At 65.1% G+C, this 20074-nt stretch carries 15 protein-coding genes; 9 read left to right on the top strand and 6 right to left on the bottom strand.

From position 1 onward, the window contains the following. Positions 1 to 38: 38 nt before the first annotated feature. The 4 genes from yjfF to AC5RUM_RS02380 form a co-directional block, all read right to left on the bottom strand. Positions 39 to 1055 (bottom strand): galactofuranose ABC transporter, permease protein YjfF, encoded by a 1017-nt coding sequence (gene yjfF / locus AC5RUM_RS02395; RefSeq protein WP_494033427.1) that lies wholly within the window; start codon positions 1053 to 1055, stop codon positions 39 to 41. After that, the gene (locus AC5RUM_RS02390; RefSeq protein ID WP_494033426.1) at positions 1055 to 2086 is read right to left on the bottom strand and encodes an ABC transporter permease; all 1032 of its coding nucleotides are present in this window, start codon (positions 2084 to 2086) and stop codon (positions 1055 to 1057) included. The genes yjfF and AC5RUM_RS02390 overlap by 1 nt, the downstream gene beginning before the upstream one ends. Then, entirely contained in the window at positions 2083 to 3609 is a 1527-nt protein-coding gene (locus AC5RUM_RS02385; RefSeq protein WP_494033425.1) for a sugar ABC transporter ATP-binding protein, read from the bottom strand. Before AC5RUM_RS02385 ends, AC5RUM_RS02390 begins: the two co-directional genes overlap by 4 nt. Positions 3610 to 3703: 94 nt before the next feature. After that, the gene (locus AC5RUM_RS02380) at positions 3704 to 4678 is read right to left on the bottom strand and encodes an ABC transporter substrate-binding protein (protein WP_494033424.1); all 975 of its coding nucleotides are present in this window, start codon (positions 4676 to 4678) and stop codon (positions 3704 to 3706) included. Positions 4679 to 5047: 369 nt separating this feature from the next. Between AC5RUM_RS02380 and AC5RUM_RS02375 the strand changes: the two genes are divergently transcribed. From AC5RUM_RS02375 to AC5RUM_RS02350, 6 genes are all read left to right on the top strand, one after another. Further along, positions 5048 to 7591 carry an alpha-L-arabinofuranosidase family protein gene (locus AC5RUM_RS02375; RefSeq protein ID WP_494033423.1) on the top strand — a complete coding sequence of 848 codons (2544 nt, stop codon included), beginning with the start codon at positions 5048 to 5050 and terminating at the stop codon, positions 7589 to 7591. A gap of 66 nt (positions 7592 to 7657) precedes the next feature. Continuing rightward, on the top strand, positions 7658 to 9898 hold the full coding sequence (locus tag AC5RUM_RS02370) for an immunoglobulin-like domain-containing protein (protein WP_494033422.1): 2241 nt from the start codon (positions 7658 to 7660) through the stop codon (positions 9896 to 9898). 235 nt (positions 9899 to 10133) lie between these two features. Further along, a complete protein-coding gene (gene araB, locus AC5RUM_RS02365; RefSeq protein WP_494033421.1) occupies positions 10134 to 11897 on the top strand; it encodes a ribulokinase in 1764 nt (587 codons plus the stop codon). Beyond that, positions 11894 to 12604, top strand: a complete 711-nt coding sequence (locus tag AC5RUM_RS02360) for an L-ribulose-5-phosphate 4-epimerase (protein WP_494033420.1) — start codon at positions 11894 to 11896, stop codon at positions 12602 to 12604. The genes araB and AC5RUM_RS02360 overlap by 4 nt, the downstream gene beginning before the upstream one ends. Positions 12605 to 12670: 66 nt before the next feature. After that, a complete protein-coding gene (araA, locus tag AC5RUM_RS02355; protein ID WP_494033419.1) occupies positions 12671 to 14191 on the top strand; it encodes an L-arabinose isomerase in 1521 nt (506 codons plus the stop codon). After that, on the top strand, positions 14188 to 15084 hold the full coding sequence (locus tag AC5RUM_RS02350) for an aldose 1-epimerase family protein (protein WP_494033418.1): 897 nt from the start codon (positions 14188 to 14190) through the stop codon (positions 15082 to 15084). The genes araA and AC5RUM_RS02350 overlap by 4 nt, the downstream gene beginning before the upstream one ends. Positions 15085 to 15130: 46 nt before the next feature. Here the strand turns inward: AC5RUM_RS02350 and AC5RUM_RS02345 are convergent, their stop codons facing one another. Continuing rightward, positions 15131 to 15985, bottom strand: coding sequence for a S1C family serine protease (locus tag AC5RUM_RS02345; RefSeq protein WP_494033417.1), 855 nt, complete (start codon positions 15983 to 15985; stop codon positions 15131 to 15133). 462 nt (positions 15986 to 16447) lie between these two features. Beyond that, entirely contained in the window at positions 16448 to 17746 is a 1299-nt protein-coding gene (locus tag AC5RUM_RS02340) for a glutamyl-tRNA reductase (RefSeq protein ID WP_494033870.1), read from the bottom strand. A 269-nt stretch (positions 17747 to 18015) separates the two neighbouring features. Here AC5RUM_RS02340 and AC5RUM_RS02335 point away from each other — a divergent pair, with 269 nt between their 5' ends. The 3 genes from AC5RUM_RS02335 (at position 18016) to AC5RUM_RS02325 (ending at position 20068) form a co-directional block, all read left to right on the top strand. Beyond that, the gene (locus AC5RUM_RS02335) at positions 18016 to 19020 is read left to right on the top strand and encodes a LacI family DNA-binding transcriptional regulator (protein WP_494033416.1); all 1005 of its coding nucleotides are present in this window, start codon (positions 18016 to 18018) and stop codon (positions 19018 to 19020) included. Positions 19021 to 19106: 86 nt separating this feature from the next. Then, a complete protein-coding gene (locus AC5RUM_RS02330; protein WP_494033415.1) occupies positions 19107 to 19661 on the top strand; it encodes a cysteine hydrolase family protein in 555 nt (184 codons plus the stop codon). Between the two features lie 104 nt (positions 19662 to 19765). Beyond that, entirely contained in the window at positions 19766 to 20068 is a 303-nt protein-coding gene (locus tag AC5RUM_RS02325; RefSeq protein ID WP_494033414.1) for an urease subunit gamma, read from the top strand. Positions 20069 to 20074: the final 6 nt, after the last annotated feature.

Genomic DNA, 20074 nt, shown 5'->3' with positions numbered 1-20074 from the left:
CGACGTGCGGGAGACAGAGAGGCGGGTGAAGCAGGGAGTCAGCGTGTTTTCCGGGCGAAGAGCCGCTGCAGCAGGATGAAGACCAGCAGGAGGCCGCCGATGACGATCTTTGTCCACCAGGAGCTCAGGGTGCCGTCATAGGCGATGAACGTCTGGACGATGCCCAGCACCAGCACACCGACGACTGACCCCAGGACGTAGCCGGTACCGCCTGTGAGCAGCGTCCCGCCGATGACGACGGCTGCGATGGCGTCGAGTTCCATGCCCTGGGCGGCGAGGCTGTAGCCGGAGAGGCTGTAGAAGGAGAACAGGATGCCCGCGATCGCGGAGCAGAGGCCGCTCAGCGCGTAGACAAGGATCTTGGTGCTCTTCACCGGCAGGCCCATCAGCATGGCGGAGTGTTCGTTGCCGCCGATGGCATAGACGGTGCGGCCGAAGCGCGTGTGGTGGAGGATGAAGAAGGCCACGGCCACAATTCCGAGGGCCAGCAGGACGCCCGGCGAGACGAAGAGGTCCCCGGGCAATGGAATCTGCGCCTGTGCCATGCCCGTGAAGAATCCCTCGGTAACAGGGATCGAGTCAAGGCTGATGACGTAGCAGAGGCCGCGGGCCAGGAACATGCCGGCCAGAGTGACGATGAACGGCTGGATGTCGAAGTACTGGATGATCAGCCCCATGAACAGGCCCAGTCCGCCGCCGATCAGCAGCACCAGGACAATGACGGCTCCGGGGTTCCAGCCCTGCTGGAGGAGCGTGGCGCTGACCATCATGGACAGGGCGACGACGGCTCCGACTGAAAGGTCGATGCCGCCGGTCAGGATCACAAACGTCATGCCGACGGCGAGCACGATCAGGAAGGTGTTGTCGATGAAGAGGTTCAGGAAAACCTGGCCGGAGAGGAAACTCGGGTACATGCCCGACCCCACGGCGAACATGGCGATGAAGAGACCGACGGTCGCAAGCGTCGGCGCGTAGCGGGCACCTCCGCGCAGGCGGCTGCGTGCCGGTGACGGCTTCTTGACGGTCAGGGGCGTCAGCGTGGTCAGGGGGGACATTAGATGGCGACCTTTTCCTTTGCGGCGGGCTTGGGGGCTGCCTTGAGGCCTTTGAGCAGGTTCCGTGCTTTCGGCGCCTGCAGGAGGCAGACGGTGAGGACCACGAGGGCCTTGAAGACCAGGGTCACCTCCGGCGGGATCCCGAGGGTGTAGACGGTGGTGGTCAGCGTCTGGATGATGAAGGCCCCGACGACGGTCCCCACCAGCGTGTACCGGCCGCCGGCCAGCGATGTTCCGCCGATGACGACGGCGAGGATGGCATCCATTTCGATATAGAGGCCGGCGTTGTTCGCATCGGCCGCCGTGACGTTGGAGCTGATCATGAGGCCGGCCAGGGCGGCGCAGACGGCGCTGAAGACGTAGACGATCCAGATGATGTTCCGTGAGCGGAGCCCGGCCAGCCGGCTGGCGACGGGGTTGATGCCGACGGCTTCGATCAGGGTGCCCAGTGCAGTACGCCGGGTGAGGACGGCCGCGACGACGAAGACGGCGGCTGTGATCAGGATGGAGATCGGAAGGGTGAACAGGTACCCGGCGCCGATGGACTTGTAGTGGTCGTTGGAGACGGAGATGATCTGGCCGCCTGTGATGAGCTGGGCGATGCCGCGCCCGGCTGTCATGAGCACCAGGGTGGCGATGATTGGCTGCACCCCGATGGTGGAGACCAGGAATCCGTTCCAGACGCCCAGGGCAAGGCCGGCGATCACGGCAATGAGAACCGCCGTCGCGGCCGTCACGGGGGAGCCGGGTTCCGGCGAAGCAGCGATGTAAGAGCATGAGGCCGCCCCTGCGATGGCCACCACTGCGCCGACCGAGAGGTCGATGCCCCGGGTGGCGATCACAAGGGTCATACCGAGTGCGATGAGGATTGTGGGGGCGCCATTGCGCATGATGTCGATGAGGCTGCCGTACAGGTGCCCGTCCTGCATTCTGAGGCTCAGGAAGTCCGGCCGGAAAATCTGGTTCAGCAGCAACAGTGCCGCGAGGGCGATCACCGGCCATGCAAGGCGGTGTTTCAAAAGTGATGTCATTGGGTGCCTCCGGCGATGACCGTCATGACGTCTTCTACGGAGACGCCGTCGTTATTGATGTCCGCGACCATTGCCCGGTCCTTGATGACGGCGATGCGGTCGCTCACGCGCAGGACTTCCTCGAGCTCGGAGGAGATGAAGAGGAGGGACATCCCGTCGGCCGCGAGCTGGCTGACGAGTTTCTGGATTTGGGTCTTGGCTCCGATGTCGATTCCACGGGTGGGCTCATCGAGGATCAGGAGTTCGGGATGGGTGACCAGCCAGCGGGCGAGAAGCACCTTCTGCTGGTTGCCGCCGCTGAGGTTCCGGATGAGTGCGTCGGGGTTGGCCGGGCGGATGTCGAGGGCCTGGATGTACTCAGCCACCAGCTCGTCCTGGATGCGGCGCGGAATGCGCCGTGCCCAACCCTTGCTGGCCTGCATGGCCAACACCAGGTTGTCGCGGACTGTGAGGTCTCCGATCAGTCCTTCCTCTTTGCGGTCCTCCGAACAGAACCCGATGCGCATGTCGATGGCTGTGCGGGGCGACCGTATTTTCTGGCCTGAGCCCTTGATCGCGATCGAGCCTTCATCCGCCTTGTCGGCGCCGAAAATGAGCCGCGCGATCTCGGTACGGCCCGCTCCCAACAGACCCGCGAGGCCAACGACCTCGCCCGGGTAGACGGACAGGTCCACGTGGGAAACCGATCCCTTCCTCCCGAGTCCGTGGGTCTCAAGGAAGGGCGTCGCCTCGGAGGCAGTCCTGGCGCGTGCCCGTGCAGGCGCCTGGTCGAGCTCGGCCAGTGCTTCCATTTCCCGGCCGATCATCTTGGAAATGAGGCCCATGCGGGAAAGCTCGCGGGTCATGTATTCACCCACAAGCTTTCCGTTGCGGAGCACTGTCATGCGGTCGGAGATTTCGTAGACCTGCTCAAGGAAGTGGGAGACGAACAGGATGGCCACTCCGCGCTCGCGGAGATCACGGATGACGCGGAACAGCTGGTTGACCTCATCGGCATCGAGGCTGGATGTGGGTTCGTCCAGGATCAGGACCTTGGCGTTGATCTCCACTGATCTGGCAATGGCAATGAGCTGCTGGACCGCGATGGAGTGCGAGGACAGGAGGGACCCCGGATCAACCTGGTCCAGGTGTAGCTCGGCGAGCACCTCCCGGGTCCGGGACCGAACGCCCTTCCAGTCAATGGAGCCGCGGCGGCGCGGTTCCCGCCCCAGCAGGACATTCTCTTCAACGGTCAGGTTGGGGCAGAGATTGACCTCCTGGTAGACGGTGCTGATGCCAGCCGCCTGCGATGCGGCCGGCGTCGTGAACTGCTTGTTCTCGCCCAGCACGGTTACCGTGCCGGAATCAATGCTGTACACACCGGTCAGCGCCTTGATCAGCGTGGACTTGCCCGCACCGTTCTCTCCCATGAGGGCATGCACTTCACCCGGGAAGAGGCGGAAGTTGACTCCGTCGAGCGCCTTAACTCCTGGAAATCCAATAGCTATATCGGTCATCTCGACGACGGGAGCGATTTCGTTCATCTTCGTATCTTTTCTGTGCTGGGTCTGCCGTACCGCGGTGTGCTGTGCGGCGGCGGTGATCCGCCGCCGCACAGGCGTTCAGGAGAGCCAGGTTTTAGTACGGGCGGCTGGCAAGAACCTGCTTTGCCTGCTCCTGGGTGAACGTGGTTTCCTCGGTGACAACCCGTTCCGGGACTGTCTCGCCTGCGAGGACCTTCTTGGCGAGGTCCATGAGCTGGTCGCCGAGCATCGGGCTGCATTCGACGATGTAGTTGATCTTTCCGTTGCTCAGGGCAGTCATGCCGTCCTTCACTGCGTCGATGGTGATGATCTTGATGTCCTTGCCGGGAACTTTGCCGGCGGCCTCGATGGCCTCGATGGCACCCAGCCCCTCGTCGTCATTGTGCGCGAAGACGACGTCGATATCCGGGTTGTTCTTGAGGAAGGCCTCCATGACCTGCTTGCCGCCGCTGCGGGTGAAGTCACCACTCTGCGAGGCGATGATCTTCAGCTTCGGGTTGGCCTTGATGGCCTCCTCGAACCCTTCCTTCCTGTCGTTCGCAGGTGCCGATCCGGTGGTGCCCTGGATTTCGACGATGTTCACGGTGTCGGTGGCGGACTTGGATTCATCGACAAGCCAGGCGCCCGCCTTTTTGCCCTCTTCAACAAAATCGGAACCCAGGAACGTCTTATAGAGGGTCTTGTCCGTGGAATCCACTGCCCGGTCAGTGAGGATGACGGGAATCTTCGCGGTCTTGGCTTCCTTCAGGACGGTGTCCCAGCCTGACTCCACCACCGGCGAGAAGGCGATGACGTCCACTTTCTGCTGGATGTAGGAACGGATCGCTTTGATTTGGTTCTCTTGCTTCTGTTGGGCATCAGAGAACTTCAAGTCAATACCGGCCTTCTTGGCGGACTCCTGTACGGACTTGGTGTTGGCGGTGCGCCAGCCGCTTTCGGCGCCCACCTGTGCGAAGCCCATGGTGATCTTGTCAGTGCCCGCGTTGCCGGCAGCACTGCCGGTTCCGCCGCAGGCCGTCAGAGTGAGCATCGAAGCGGCGGCTACCGCAATTAGGGATTTCTTAAACACAACATCCTCCCGGAGGCGTAGTTACATGCAGGCGGGAGACTCGGAACACCGCCATTGCTGCAAGTGAGCTGAAGCGCTCTGCGACTCATTGTGAACGCTAACAAACGAGGCCGTCAAGTGCTTCGCGTCACAATTTGTTGGCAGGGGAATTTGCCCTTCCGGCTCAGCCCACACCCTTTACAACTCTGTAAACATGTTCAATACTCATTCCCGACGCGCCCCATTGTTAGCGTTAACAGAACTTTGTCATCCATTCATTCGGCGGCCACGCCCCAGGACGGTGCTGCGCACTCAAGCCGTCAGCGGCCGCCCCGCAGAGCTGCGCCCGGGGGCCGGCAGTCTGCTCAACGGAGAAAGGCCACGTCTTCCATGCCATCAAAATCACCACGTCCCGCACAGCGGGCCTGCACCATGGTGCTTGCCGGATCACTGGCAGCAGCGGTGCTGTCCCTGGGTCCGGCGCTGGGTGCCTCGGCGGAGCCCGCCACGAATCGGACAATCAGCATCAACGCCGCCGGAACGGGGCCTTCTATCGATCGCACCATGTACGGGGCCTTCTACGAGGACATCAACCAAGGCGCCGACGGCGGCATCTACGCGGAACTTGTCCAGAACAGGTCTTTTGAATTCAACTCAGGGGATAACAGGACTTACACTCCCATGACCGCCTGGGACGTCCTGCGGCGGGGCGGTGACGGAACAGCCGCCGTCGTCAACGACAGCAACCGCCTGAATGAAAACAACCGGAACTACCTGCAGATCGACGCCACCGCCGGCGGCGCGGGAAGCGGCGCAGGCGTAGGAGTCCGCAACAGCGGCTGGAACGCCGGGCAGAAGCTCGAGGCGCACAAGAAGTACAACTACTCAGTCTGGGCGCGCACGTCCAATCCCGCCGGAACCAGCCTTGCTGTCACGCTGGAGACGCCCGAAGGCGGGCGCCTCGACATCGCCACGATCAAGATCAAGGGCGACCGCTGGGCGAAGTACCAGGTGACTCTCTCGCCCAAGTCCTCGACGGGAGCGGGCCGGCTTGTGACAGTTGTCCAGGGAACCGGCACGGTTCGGCTCGACATGGTCTCCCTCTTCCCGCAGGACACCTGGAACGGCAGGGAAAACGGCCTCCGCAAGGACCTCGCCGAGAAGATCGCCGACCTGAAGCCCGGATTCCTCCGATTCCCCGGCGGCTGCATCGTCAACACCGGAAGCTACGACACGTATTCGGCCCCCAATTACACCCGCGCCCGCACGTACCAGTGGAAGGACACCATCGGTCCCGTGGAGCAGCGCCCGGCGAACCGGAACTTCTGGGGCTACAACCAGACCTACGGCCTGGGATACATGGAGTACTTCCAGTGGGCCGAGGACATGGGAGCCATCCCCGTCCCCGTGGTTCCGGTTGGCGTGACTGGCTGCGGAGACAACAAGCAGGCCCCGGATCAGGCAACCCTTGACCGCTACATCCAGGACACCCTGGACCTGATCGAGTTCGCCAACGGTGACGCCAGCACGGAGTGGGGCGCCAAGCGCATTGCCTACGGGCATCCGGAGCCCTACAACCTGGACCGCATCGGCCTGGGCAATGAGGAGTACAAGCCGGAGTTCAAGCAGTACTTCACCCAGTTCTACAATGCTGTCCGCAAGGCCCACCCTGAGATCAAGATCATCGGAAACACCGGTCCGTTCAGCCAGGGTCCGGAATTCGACGACCTCTCCAAATTCAACGCGGATACGGGTGTGGACTTCGTCGACGAGCACTACTACAACGACCCGTCCTGGTTCCTGAATAACAACCACCGCTACGACTCCTACGACCGGAACAGCTACAAGGTCTTCCTCGGGGAATACGCATCCCGTGGGAACAAGCCTGACAACGCCCTGGCAGAGGCCTCCTACATGACCGGCCTCGAGCGGAACGCGGACGTGGTCAAGATGGCGTCCTACGCGCCGCTCATTGCGAACGAGTCGAACACGCAGTGGAGCCCGGACATGATGTTCTTCAATGGAACGTCCGTCCGGACCACCCCCAACTATGAGGTCCAGAAGCTGTTCATGAACAATGTCGGCACCCAGGTGGTGCCGAGCACGCAGGAGAACCCGGCCTCAACCGTGGTGCCGATCGCAGGAAAAATCGGACTGTCCACCTGGGCCACTGCCGCCCGCTATGACGACGTGACGGTGACAGGCAACGACGGCACGCCCCTGTTCAGCGACGACTTCTCGGGAACGGCAGCAGCGTGGACCGGCAACGGCACCGGGTCCTGGTCGATCCAGGACGGCGCCTATGTCCAGTCCAGCACGACAGCGCAGAACACGATGGTGACCGCCGGAAACGCCGATTGGAGCAACTACACGCTCAGCACCAAGGCAACAAAGCTGGCCGGCTCGGAAGGTTTCCTCGTCTCCTTCGGGGTGAAGGACACCGGCAACTACTTCTGGTGGAACCTCGGCGGCTGGAACAACTCGAAGTCGGTCGTGGAGAAGGCCGTCAACGGCGGCAAGACGAACGTCATCGAAAAGAGCACCGTGATCGAGACCGGGCGTGAATACGACATCCGGATCGAGGTCTCCGGGCGCATCGCGAAGCTCTACCTGGACAACGTCCTGTGGGGCACTGTGGACGACACCCAGGCTGACCCCGTCTACTCCGTCGTCACCAAGGACGCCGAGTCGGGCGACACGATCGTGAAGGTGGTCAACACCTCGGCCGAACGGACCCCGGTGGACATCAAGGTGGCGGGTGCAACCGACATCAGCACCACGGCCGCGGTCACCACCCTGACCCAGACCGCTGACGGGCAAAACCTGGCCCCGGCGTCGAGCACCTTCAACGGAGCCGGGACGGCGTTCACCTATGAGTTCGAGCCCAAGTCGGTGACCTTCATCCGGCTCGCCGACGCGGGGGCCCGCAAGTAGGCAGCACAGCACACCTGACTTAGCATCCCGCCGCGGCCCTTTGGCCGCCCTAACGAAAGTGGCTCTATGCTCACCACACCCTCAAAGGCCCGCACCGGCCCGGCACTGATCACCGCTGCTGTCCTGGCGCTCGGCGGGCTTGCCGCCGGGGCGCCGGCCCAGGCCGCCGTCGACGACGGCCTCGTCCTCAAATACAACCTCACGGAATCCGCCGGTTCCGTCGCAGAAGACAGTTCCGGCAACGGCCGGAACGGAGTGATCAGCGGTGATGCCGCGTTGCTGGGAACCGAAGGCCTGCAACTCGGCGGTACCAACGCGCACGTCCGCCTCCCCAACGACGTCATGCGCGGGCTGGACGCCATCACCGTCTCAACCGACGTAAAAATCGCGCCAGACCAAGGCGCCCCCTACTTCATTTGGGGAATGGGCAACACAACCAACGGCACCGGCAACGGCTACCTCTTCACCACCGGCAACTCGTACCGGACCTCCATCGCCAGCGGCAACTGGTCAACCGAGCAGACCGCCAGCACCGGACGGGACCTGGCACGCGGCGCCTGGAAAACGATCACCTACACCCTCAGCGGCGGTACGGCCGTCCTCTACGAGGACGGCACCGAGGTCTCCCGCAAGAGCGGCGTCACCATCACCCCCGGGAGCATCGGAGGAGGAACGACGACGGCGAACTATCTTGGGCGGTCTGTCTACACCGGTGACAAGTACCTGAAAGGGCAGGTCCGGGACTTCCGCATCTACAATCGGGCGCTCTCTGCGGCCGAAGTGCGGGAGCTCGGCTACGTCTCTCCGGAAGAGCGGGTGGCCCTCGATCTGAAGGAACTGTCACTCGGCGATACCAGTGCCGTCACCGCCGACGTAAAACTGCCTCTCACAGGACCCAATGGATCGGTTTACGCGTGGTCGTCTTCCAACGAAGCCGTCGTTTCGTCCAAAGGCGTGGTGACACGCCCCGCCCACGGAACCGGGAACGCCAACATGACGCTGACGGCCACCGCCACTTCAGGTGGGGCCTCAGCTTCCAGGACTTTCACTGTGACGGTCCTCGAAGACATCAGTGACGACCAGAAAGTCAGTGAGGCATCGGCCGCGCTGAACGTGTGGGACGCCGAAGGAATCCGCGGCAACATAACCCTGCCGACCACTGGACTTCACGGAACCAGAGTGGATTGGAAGTCGAGCAACAGCTCCGTCATCACCGCCACCGGCGAGGTTACTCGGCCGGCGTACGGCAGCGAACCGGTAAAGCTTAACCTGCACGCAACCGTTACCCTCGGAACGGTGAAGGCCAGGACGAGGTTCTTCGTGACTGTTCTGCCGCTGCCCAAGGCAGAAGCCAGGGAGGGGTACGCCTTTGCCTACTTCACTGGCAACGACCTCGCCGGAGAGAACATTTTCATGGCCGCCAGCCGCGGCAACGACGCGCTCAAATGGGATGAGCTGAACGGCGGGAAGCCCGTCCTCAACTCCAAGCTGGGCACCAAAGGCCTGCGCGACCCCTTCATCATCAGATCCCCGGAAGGCGACAAGTTCTACATGATCGCCACCGACCTCTCCATCGGCAGCGGAACCTCGTGGGATTCCTCCCAGCGCCAAGGCAGTCAGTACATCGAGGTCTGGGAGTCAACGGACCTTGTGAACTGGTCCGAGCAACGCCACGTCAAGGTCTCCCCGGACACGGCCGGGAACACCTGGGCGCCGGAAGCCCACTACGACGAGAAAATCGGGGCCTACGTGGTCTACTGGGCCTCCAAGATCTACGCCGACAGCGACTCTAACCACGCGGGCGGCACCCACAACAAGATGATGTACTCCACCACCCGCGACTTCCGGACCTTCAGTGAGGCGAAAGTCTGGAACGACCCGGGTGACTCTGTCATCGACTCCACTGTCATCAAGGAAGGCGACACCTACTACCGCTTCACGAAGGACGAAGCCCGCGTTTCCGGGTGCCTCGACATCATGCAGGAGAAGTCCACAGACCTGCTGGCCGTTGATCTGCCTGCTGCAAACCCACGCGCCTGGTCCCTGATGGCCAACTGCATCGGCAGGAACGCCGGGACCGGCGGCGTCGAGGGGCCCACCGTCTTCAAGTCCAACACCGAAGAGAAGTATTACCTCTTCGTGGACGAGTTTGGCGGCCGGGGCTATATCCCGCTGGAGAGCACCAGCCTGGAGAACCCCAACTGGAAGCTCTCGAGTAATTACGAGCTCCCGCGCGCGCCGCGCCACGGCACCGTCCTGCCCGTTACGAAAACGGAGCTGGAGCGTCTCCGCGGGCAGCTGGGCTAGCGCGACCGGCACCATCGGCACCCGGAAGGACGGGGGCTCTGCCAAGCTTGGCGGAGCCCCCGTCTCCTTGCCCTGATGCGATGGCGGCGGTCGGGCCTGGCCCGGCAAGCGCCGGCCAATATTGGGTGTCAGCAATGCTTGACGCAGAGATATGTTAGCGTTCACAATCGAAGAGAATCTTTTACATTTCGACACCGGGCATAGGGGCCAGTACCTCCCGGATGGAGGTTTCAGCATGCAAGCCAGTGGGGACGCCGGGTTCAAGGCCGGCAGTGACAATTACGTGATCGGGGTGGATTATGGCACCCTGTCGGGCCGGGCGGTCGTGGTGCGGGTCCGGGACGGCAAGGAGCTCGGCAGCGGTGTGTTTGATTACCCGCACGCGGTGCTCACCGAGGCGCTTCCGGCGGATGTGGCGGGCGCAGCGGATGGAGGAACCGCCCGGCTTCCCGGGGATTGGGCGCTTCAGGTGCCGAACGACTACCGCGACGTGCTCCGCAATGCGGTGCCTGCGGCGATCGCGGATGCGGGCATTGACCCTTCAGCGGTGGTGGGGATCGCGACGGACTTCACCGCCTGCACGATGGTGCCGGTAAAGGCCGATGGCACGCCCCTGAATGAAGTGCCGGGTTTCGCCAACCGGCCCCATGCATACGTCAAGCTTTGGCGCCATCATGCGGCCCAGGGGCAGGCGGACCGCATCAATGCCCTCGCCGCCGAACGGGGTGAAACGTGGCTGCCTCGGTACGGCGGCCTGATCTCCTCCGAGTGGGAGTTTGCCAAGGGGCTCCAGCTGCTGGAGGAGGATCCCGAGGCCTACGCGGAGATGGACCACTGGGTGGAGGCTGCCGACTGGATTGTCTGGCAGCTCTGCGGCAGCTACGTCCGCAACGCCTGCACCGCCGGATACAAGGGCATCTACCAGGACGGCCGTTACCCGTCCGAGGACTTCCTGGCCGCCCTGAATCCGCAATTCAGCAATTTTGTTAGCGCTAAACTGGACCAGACCATCGGCCGCTTGGGCGACGCCGCAGGGTACCTGACGGCCGAGGCCGCAGCGTGGACCGGGCTGCCTGAAGGTATCGCCGTCGCCGTCGGCAACGTGGACGCCCACGTCACCGCCCCGGCGGCCAAAGCCGTTGAGCCCGGCCAGCTGGTGGCCATCATGGGCACCTCCACGTGCCATGTGATGAACGGGGATGTGCTGCGCGAGGTGCCCGGTATGTGCGGTGTGGTGGACGGCGGCATAGTCGACGGGCTCTGGGGCTATGAGGCCGGCCAGTCCGGGGTGGGCGACATCTTCGGCTGGTTCACGAAGTACGGGGTTCCGCCCGAATACCACGCGGCTGCCGGCGCTGCAGGACTCGGCATCCACGAATACCTGACCGAACTCGCAGCGGCCCAGGCAATCGGCGGGCACGGCCTGATCGCCCTGGACTGGCACTCGGGCAACCGCTCGGTCCTGGTGGACCATGAGCTCTCCGGAGTGGTGGTGGGCCAGACCCTGGCCACGCGCCCCGAGGACATCTACCGGGCCCTGCTGGAGGCCACGGCCTTCGGCACCCGCACCATCGTTGACGCCTTCCGCGACGCCGGTGTGCCGGTGAAGGAATTCATCGTTGCCGGCGGCCTGCTGAAGAACAAACTGCTGATGCAGATCTACGCCGACGTCACCGGCCTGCAGCTCTCCACCATCGGTTCGGCCCAGGGGCCCGCACTCGGTTCGGCCATCCACGCTGCCGTCGCAGCAGGCAAGTACCCGGACATTCGTGCCGCCGCTGCGGCGATGGGCTCCGCCCCCGGTGCCGTGTACACACCGATCCCGGACAACGTCGCCGCGTATGAGGAACTGTTCCGCGAGTACCGGACCCTGCATGACTACTTCGGCAGGGGAACCAACGACGTCATGCACCGGCTCAAGGCCATCCAGCGCAATGCCGCCCAGTCCTTGCCCGCCCAGTCCCTGCCCGCCCAGCTCGCCCAGGAGGTCTCGGCATGAGCGCCCTGCTGGAAACCATCGCCCGGGTCCGCCGGGATGTCTGCGCACTGCATGCGGAGCTGACGCGCTACGGGCTCGTCGTCTGGACGGCCGGGAACGTGTCCGGCCGGATCCCGGGCTATGACCTGATGGTCATCAAGCCCTCGGGCGTGTCCTACGACGACCTGACCCCCGAGGCCATGGTGGTCACGGACCTCTACGGCACGCCGGTGAGCAGCCTGAGCGCCGACGCCGACGGTGTCCCGGCCGAATGGGAAAACCCGGACCTCACGCCGTCCTCGGACACGGCCGCCCACGCCTACGTGTACCGGCACATGCCCGACGTCGGTGGAGTGGTGCACACCCACTCCACCTACGCCACGGCCTGGGCCGCCCGCGGTGAAGCCATCCCGTGCGTGCTGACCATGATGGGCGATGAGTTCGGCGGCACCATTCCGGTGGGGCCGTTCGCCCTGATCGGGGACGACTCGATCGGCCGCGGCATTGTGGAAACCCTGCAGGGGTCAAACTCCCCGGCGGTCCTGATGCAGAACCACGGCCCGTTCACCATCGGCAAGGACGCCCGCTCGGCCGTCAAGGCTGCGGTGATGTGCGAGGAAGTGGCCCGCACCGTCCACATCGCCCGGCAGCTCGGCGAGCCGCTGCCCATCGATCCGGTCCAGATCGAGTCCCTCTTCGCCCGCTACCAGAACGTCTACGGCCGCTAGGCCCAAACCCGGTCATCAGGCCAGTCGCACGGCCGTCAGGCCCCCGAAGCTTTCCAGGAGAACTACATGTCCAACGCCAACAACACCTCCCTCGAGCACTACGAGGTCTGGTTCCTCACCGGCAGCCAGCACCTCTACGGGGAGGACGTCCTGAAGCAGGTCGCCGCCCAGTCCCAGGAGATCGCCGCCGCCCTCAACGAAGCCTCCGAGGTACCGGTCAAGCTGGTCTGGAAGCCCGTGCTGACAGATTCCGACGCGATCCGCCGCACCGCCCTGGAAGCGAATTCGGATGACTCAGTGATCGGTGTGACCGCGTGGATGCACACGTTCTCTCCGGCCAAGATGTGGATCCAAGGCCTGGACCTGCTCCGCAAGCCCCTGCTGCACCTGCACACCCAGGCCAACGTTGAGCTGCCGTGGGCGGACATCGATTTCGACTTCATGAACCTGAACCAGGCCGCGCACGGCGACCGCGAGTTCGGCTACATCCAGTCCCGCCTCGGCGTGCCGCGCAAGACCGTCGTCGGGCACGTCTCCAACCCCGAGGTCGCCCGCCAAGTCGGCGTCTGGCAGCGGGCCGCCGCCGGCTGGGCCGCCGTCCGCACTCTGAAGCTGACCCGTTTCGGGGACAACATGCGCAACGTCGCCGTCACCGAAGGTGACAAGACCGAGGCCGAGCTGCGCTTCGGCGTCTCGGTCAACACATGGTCCGTCAACGAGCTCGCCGACGCCGTGCACGGCGCCGCGGAGTCCGACGTCGACGCTCTGGTCGCCGAGTACGAGCGGCTCTATGATGTGGCGCCGGAGCTTCGCTCCGACGGGGCCCGCCACGAATCCCTCCGCTACAGCGCCAGTATCGAGCTGGGGCTGCGCAGTTTCCTCGAAGCCAACGGATCCGCCGCCTTCACCACCTCCTTCGAAGACCTGGGCGAACTGCGGCAGCTGCCCGGCATGGCCGTGCAGCGGCTGATGGCCGACGGCTACGGCTTCGGCGCAGAGGGTGACTGGAAGACGGCCATCCTGGTCCGTGCCGCCAAGGTCATGGGCGCCGGCCTGGCGGGTGGCGCCTCGCTCATGGAGGACTACACCTATCACCTCACTCCTGGCCAGGAAAAGATCCTCGGCGCGCACATGCTCGAGGTGTGCCCCTCCCTGACGGCCACCAAGCCGCGGGTTGAAATCCACCCGCTGGGCATTGGCGGCAAGGAAGATCCGGTCCGTATGGTCTTCGACACCGACGCCGGACCCGGCGTCGTCGTCGCCCTGTCCGACATGCGGGACCGTTTCCGCCTCGTGGCGAACGCCGTCGACGTCGTCGATCTCGACGAACCGCTGCCCAACCTCCCGGTTGCCCGCGCACTGTGGTCCCCGAAGCCCGACTTCGCCACGTCCGCCGCGGCCTGGCTGACCGCCGGGGCAGCGCACCACACCGTCCTTTCCACCCAGGTGGGGATGGACGTGTTCGAGGACTTCGCCGAGATCGCCCGGACCGAGCTCCTCACCATTGACGACGGCACCACCATCCGGCAGTTCAAGAAGGAACTCGCCTGGAACGCGGCGTACTACAAGCTCGCCGGTGGGCTGTGAGCGAGTACGAAATCCAAGCGGGGGAGTACAGCGCGACCGTCACGGCACGGGGAGCTGCCCTGCGGGAACTGCGTCACCGGGGACGGGATTTGGTTGTCCCGTTCCCGGAGGGCGGCCCCATCCCCGACTACAGGGGCATCATCGCGGCCCCCTGGCCCAACCGCATCGCCGACGGCAAATACACGTTCCGGGGAGCCGAGTACCGACTACCCATCAACGAAGCCGAGCGGGACTGCGCCCTTCACGGCCTGGCGTTTCCCCTCGACTGGACGCTGAAGGAGCATTCTGAGTCTGCCGTGGTCCTCGCCTGCACTGTGGGCCCGGCTCCCGGGTATCCGTTCCTGCTCAAGGTCACAGCCCACTACCGTTTGGAGGCCGGCGGCCTGCACGCGGGCGTGACGGCGACCAACTTCAGCGCGGACACCGCGCCCTATGGAGTGTGTCCGCACCCGTACCTGCTCGCGGGGCCGGCTCCGCTGGATGAATGGACGTTGGAGGTTCCGGCCGGCAGGTTTCTGGATGTGACCCCTGACCGGCTGCTGCCTGTGGCCGTGCGGGGAGTGGACGGGCATGAGTTCGATTTCCGTGCGCCGCGCAGCATCGGTGCCACCAAGATCGACCACGCCTTCACCGACATCTCGTTTACCGACGCCGGCCGCGCGCAACTCGTGGCCCGGGATCCGAGCGGGACCGGAGTAGGCATGGCCTGGGACCGGACCTGCCAGTGGCTCCAGATCCACACAGCCGACAAGCAGCCGCCCGCACCGAACAGGCTGGGGCTCGCGGTGGAACCCATGACCTGCCCTCCGGACGCCTTCAACACCGGCGCGGACCTGATCCAGCTGGAGCCCGGCGCCACCCACGAGGCGTCCTGGAGTATCTTCGCCGCGTAACAGCATCACGGGGCCGGCGGGGCCGGCCGGACGTGTGTAGCCGGTCTTAGGGGGCCGGGCGCGCGACCAGTTCGACCTTGACTTCCTGGGTTTCGGTTCCCCTGCGGAATTCCACGGTCACGGTCTGCCCGGGGCTCCGGCTTCGCAGTGCTGCCAGCAGATCCTCCGGCGAGGTGAGTTGGTCGCCGTCGAGCCTGATGAGCACGTCCCCGGCCCGGATTCCGGCTTTCGCCGCCGGGCCGTCCTCCGGCACGGAGAGTGCCAGCGCCCCGAGGGTGTCCGGGAGGCCGAGCTCGCTGGCTATGGGCTGCGTGATTTCCCCCAGCCCCAGGCCGATGAACGCGTGATCGGCGGTGCCGTCCTCGCGGAGCTGGTCAGCGACCTTCACGGCGGTGGCGGCGGGGATGGCGAAGCCCAGGGCAACCGCGCCGGACTGAGGCGGGATGTAAGCCTCGCTGATGCCGATCACTTCGCCGCGGCTGTTCACGACGGCGCCTCCGGAGTTGCCGGGGCTGATCGCCGCGTCAGTCTGGATCAGGTCAACGAGGGACTGGCTGCTGGAGGCCGACCCCGGGATCTCCCGGTGGAGGCCCGAGATGATGCCCGCCGTCGCGGTGTTTTCGAACCCCAGCGGGGAGCCGATGACGACGGCCAGTTCTCCGATGCGGGGCAGGTCGGGCTGGAACTTAGCGGCCGGCAGGCCCTTTCGTTGCGCCTCCACCAGCGCCAGGTCCGAGATGGCGTCGGTTGCCCGCACCGTTCCGGACACTCGTTGGCCGTCGGCGAAGCCCACTTCGACCTCGCGGCTGCCGCGCACCACGTGCTCGTTCGTCAGGATCAGTCCGTCCTCCGAATACACCACGCCGCTTCCGAGTCCACCGCGGCCCGTGAAGATTGTCACCACGGACGGCTGGACGTTGCTGACGATCGCGGGAATGTCCGCAGTACCTGACGGGATTCGCTGGGCCGGCTGTTGTTGTCCTTGCCCGGGTGTCTGCCCGGCACCGCCTTCTGCCGTTCGGCCTGGAGCCTGCGAGGTGGCTGTCTGCCCTGCCGTCTGCTCCGGAGTTTGGCCTGGACTCTGTCCCGGACTCTGTTCCGGACCCTGTCCGGGGCCGGTGCAGCCGGAGGTGGCGGCTGCGATAACTGCGGCCACGGCCAAGACCCGACAAACAGGGGCCATTCGCCTGGTTGTTGACTGCCGGGAGTGCATCGACGTTCCTCCTTGCGCGCGTGGGCGGACGCTGATTAAACGCTAATCCCGGCCAGCAGCGACGGCCAGAGCCGATTCACGGGCATGTGCGGCGAGCCCCTTAACTTGGCCGCGCCGAGCCCCAAACTAGGCGGCGGCTCGCCCCAAAGATCAGCCTGCCGCCATCAATTTGGTGGCCTGCACCGGAGCATTGCCACTGTCTGGCTCAACACTCAGGCCGTACAGGGCTTCGAGGGCTGCGGTGTAGTCGCCCTGCCGGCCGGACGCCGCCAGTTCCCGTGCCCGGGCGGTGGGCACATGCATGAGTTGCCGGACCACCCGCCGCAAAGCGAACTCCACGGCTTCGGCGGTGGCGGTGCAGCCATGCTGGTTCTTGACCCGCGCCACCTCGCTGGCCAGAACCCGCTGCATGTGCCCCCGCAGCGCCACGATCGCTGGGTCCAGGAGACGGGCCTGCTGGTCTTCTTCGAACCGCAGCGCAGCCTGCCGGACGAGTTCGGCGGCCTCCTGGACGACGGCAGAGTGCTCACGGGGTGAGGCCATCCGCACGGCGTCCAGGGTGATGAGTTCAACCCCGGGCAGCTCACCGGTCTCCGACTCGAAGTCGCGGTTCAGGGCCAGGTCGACGACGATGAGGCGTTCCTGCGCGTTCTGCCGGAACCCCCTGAATTCATCTGCCCCGAGCCGGGTTCCGCGGCCGCTGCAGCCGATCACCACATCGGCGCCTTGGATTGCCGCGGGCAGGTCGGAGCGCCCCAGGGCAGCAGCGCCGCGGGCTGCGGCGAAGGCCTCGGCGCGTCCGGACCATGAAAAGACGGAGACGTTGTCACAGTGCCCGGCTGCCAGCAGCGCCAGGGTGGAGCCGGCATAGGCTCCGGTGCCGATGACAACCACCGACAACCCGGCCATCCCGTCGCGCCCCAGCTTCGCGGCAGCCAGATCCAGCGCGACAGAGACCACGGAGCGCCCGGCGGCGCCTAGCGTGGTCAGGGATCCGACGTCGCGTGCGGCGCGTGAGGCTGCCTGGAACAGGCGGATCAAGGCGCCGCTGGCCGCTCCCGATTCCTGGGCCGCGGCCAGGGCACGGCGGAGCTGGCCCGCAATTTCCCGTTCGCCGACAACCGCCGAATCCAGTCCGGCACCTACGGAGAAGAGGTGCGCCGTCATCGCATGACCGGACAGAAAGTCCAGGGACCCGCGGAGTTCTTCGCCGCCAACGCCGGAGCAGTCACTGATAATCGACAGCACCCGGCTCCGGGCTGCGGACGGCTCCGTGCCGGCAGCAATCTCGAAGTAGACCTCGAACCGGTTGCACGTCGACAGCACCACAGTGCCGGCTATGCCGGGGGATGCGGCCAAGGCTGCGGACGTGATCCGGCGCGGGCCTGCCCCCAGCCGCGCAAGGAATTCGAGGCCGGTTCCGCGGTGCGAGCCGACCAAGGCAAACAGCTGGGCATCCGGGGCCGGGTGCCCGGCTGCATAGCCCTCCGATTCCACCGGTATCTCGAGACCTTCTGGCACTGCATCCCCCTGGTTCCCTAACTTCCTCCACGACGACGGGCCCCCGGCCCCCTGTGGCCAGGCGCCGTTGCCTGACCACAGAGCTTGGACCTGGAGACAGCGTGGGCTCGCCACCTTGGAAAATTCTTGCGGGCGGGGCGGTGCGTTCGGCATTCTGCAACGATGTACCGAGAAGTTGCCGTGAGAAGGAGCCTCGGATGGCTGTGACCATGAATGATGTTGCCCGCGTGGCAGGGGTGTCCCTGAAAACCGTGTCCAACGTCCTCAACGACTATGAGTTCATCAGGCCGGCCACAAGGCAGAAGGTGCTGGACGCCATTAACGAGCTCGGCTACGAGGCCAACCTGACCGCCCGCAGCCTCCGCTCTGGCAAGTCGCGCATGCTCGGCCTGGTTCTGGCCGACCTTTCAGCCCCGTATTACGCGGAGCTGGCCTCGCGCCTCATGACTGTTGCCTCCGCCCGCGGCTACCGTGTGCTCGTGGAGCAGTCCGCCGCACTCGAGGAGAACGAGCTCAGTGCGTTGCATGGTCCGTTCCGCCAGCTGACGGACGGGCTCCTGTTCACCCCGCTGAGGCTGGACCCGGACACCGTGGCGGACCGGCGCGGAGGCAAGCCGCTCGTGATGCTCGGCGAGCATATCCAGGACCCGCGGTTCGACACCGTCACCATGAAGAATGTCCGGGCGGCCCAGGCGATGACAGCCCACCTGCTGGCCGGAGGGCGGCGCCGCATAGCAGTGATCGGAGCATCACCGGAGGACAGCGCCGGAAGTCCGGGGCTGCGGCTCACGGGCTACCGGCAGGCGCTCAAGGACGCCGGGGTGGACTTTGAACCGGCACTCATCGTCCCGTCCGAGTGGCGGCGGGATGCCGGAGCATCCGCGGTGGATGCACTGCTGGAGTGTGCAGTACCGTTCGACGCCGTCTTCGGATTGAACGACGCCCTCGCGCTGGGAGCCCTGCATGAACTCCTCATCCGAGGCGTCAAAGTTCCGCAGGAAGTTGCCGTGGCAGGCTTTGACGATATTGATGAGGCCCGCTTCGCCTCCCCTGCGCTCACCACCGTGGCCCCGGGCATGCAGGAAATCGCGGAGCGCTCAGTCGGGCTCCTGATCGACCGGATCGAAGGCAAGGAGAAGTCCGACGACGGTGTGCACGTCGAAGCGGGGTTCGAGCTCAAGATCCGGACCTCGGCACCGTAGAGCCGCCCCCTTGGGGTTATCCCGGCCCTTTCGTGGGTACATGAAACCTGTGGCCTCCGTCTGCCGAACAACGGAAAGGAACCGCAGTGATTGCCCTGCTGATCATCGATATGCAGAACGCCTACTTCGAGGATCCTGCCCTCGCTCAGCGGCAGGACGCCCTGGTTCAGGCCTGTAACCGTCTCATCGGAGAGTCGGCCGCAAGCGGCGCCAAGGTTCTGCTGGTCGGAACCGAGCACGAGCGGGACAAGTCCACCTGGTCCCTGAATATGCTGGACGACGACCAGGGATTCATCTTCCGCGGTTCCGGCCAGGCTGACTTCGTTCCCGGACTTCAGACCGACGGACTGCCCCGCCTGGTTAAAACGCGCGACAGCGCCTTCACCGGGACCGACCTGCTGTCCCGGCTGCGGAACTGGGGCGTCGAGGAACTGGTGCTCGCCGGCGTCGCCACGCACAACTGCATTGCCCAGACGGCGGCCGACGCTTTCGCCCACAACTTCCGCGTCGTCTACGCCCAGGAGGCCATGGCATCCGGAAACGAGCGGGCCGCGGCAGACATGCTGCGCATCCTGTCCGACGAATACCGCCAGCCGGTGCTGTCCACAGACGACATCGCAACACGGATGAAGGGCAGCTAGCCCAGGAAATCTTGCTGAAACGTCCGCGGATTACGCTGGTCACACACCGCCGGGCGCGTGCATCCGCATGCTGCGGGGGTGTCCGTCCTAGAAGGGAACCCGGTATGCATCTGATGCCCCGCGAGCAGGAAAAGCTCATGATCGTGGTCGCAGCCGACCTCGCACGCCGCCGCCAAGCACGCGGGCTCAAGCTGAACTTTCCGGAGGCTGTGGCCATCATCAGCTACGAACTGATCGAAGGGGCACGGGACGGGCGGACGGTTGCCGAGCTCATGAGCTACGGCACCACCCTCCTGAGCCGCGACGACGTCATGGAAGGCGTCCCGGAGATGATCCACGATGTCCAGGTCGAGGCGACCTTTCCCGACGGCACCAAGCTCGTCACCGTCCACGATCCCATCCGATAAGGGGCA

It is taken from the genome of Arthrobacter sp. B2060 (genome assembly GCF_059090445.1).
This window is presented reverse-complemented; position numbering and strand designations above follow the sequence as displayed.

Coding starts and splice junctions, on each gene's coding strand:
- yjfF (WP_494033427.1), bottom strand. CDS start 1,055: ATGTCCCCCCTGACCACGCTGACGCCCCTGACCGTCAAGAAGCCGTCA.
- AC5RUM_RS02390 (WP_494033426.1), bottom strand. CDS start 2,086: ATGACATCACTTTTGAAACACCGCCTTGCATGGCCGGTGATCGCCCTC.
- AC5RUM_RS02385 (WP_494033425.1), bottom strand. CDS start 3,609: ATGAACGAAATCGCTCCCGTCGTCGAGATGACCGATATAGCTATTGGA.
- AC5RUM_RS02375 (WP_494033423.1), top strand. CDS start 5,048: ATGCCATCAAAATCACCACGTCCCGCACAGCGGGCCTGCACCATGGTG.
- AC5RUM_RS02370 (WP_494033422.1), top strand. CDS start 7,658: ATGCTCACCACACCCTCAAAGGCCCGCACCGGCCCGGCACTGATCACC.
- araB (WP_494033421.1), top strand. CDS start 10,134: ATGCAAGCCAGTGGGGACGCCGGGTTCAAGGCCGGCAGTGACAATTAC.
- AC5RUM_RS02360 (WP_494033420.1), top strand. CDS start 11,894: ATGAGCGCCCTGCTGGAAACCATCGCCCGGGTCCGCCGGGATGTCTGC.
- araA (WP_494033419.1), top strand. CDS start 12,671: ATGTCCAACGCCAACAACACCTCCCTCGAGCACTACGAGGTCTGGTTC.
- AC5RUM_RS02335 (WP_494033416.1), top strand. CDS start 18,016: ATGGCTGTGACCATGAATGATGTTGCCCGCGTGGCAGGGGTGTCCCTG.
- AC5RUM_RS02325 (WP_494033414.1), top strand. CDS start 19,766: ATGCATCTGATGCCCCGCGAGCAGGAAAAGCTCATGATCGTGGTCGCA.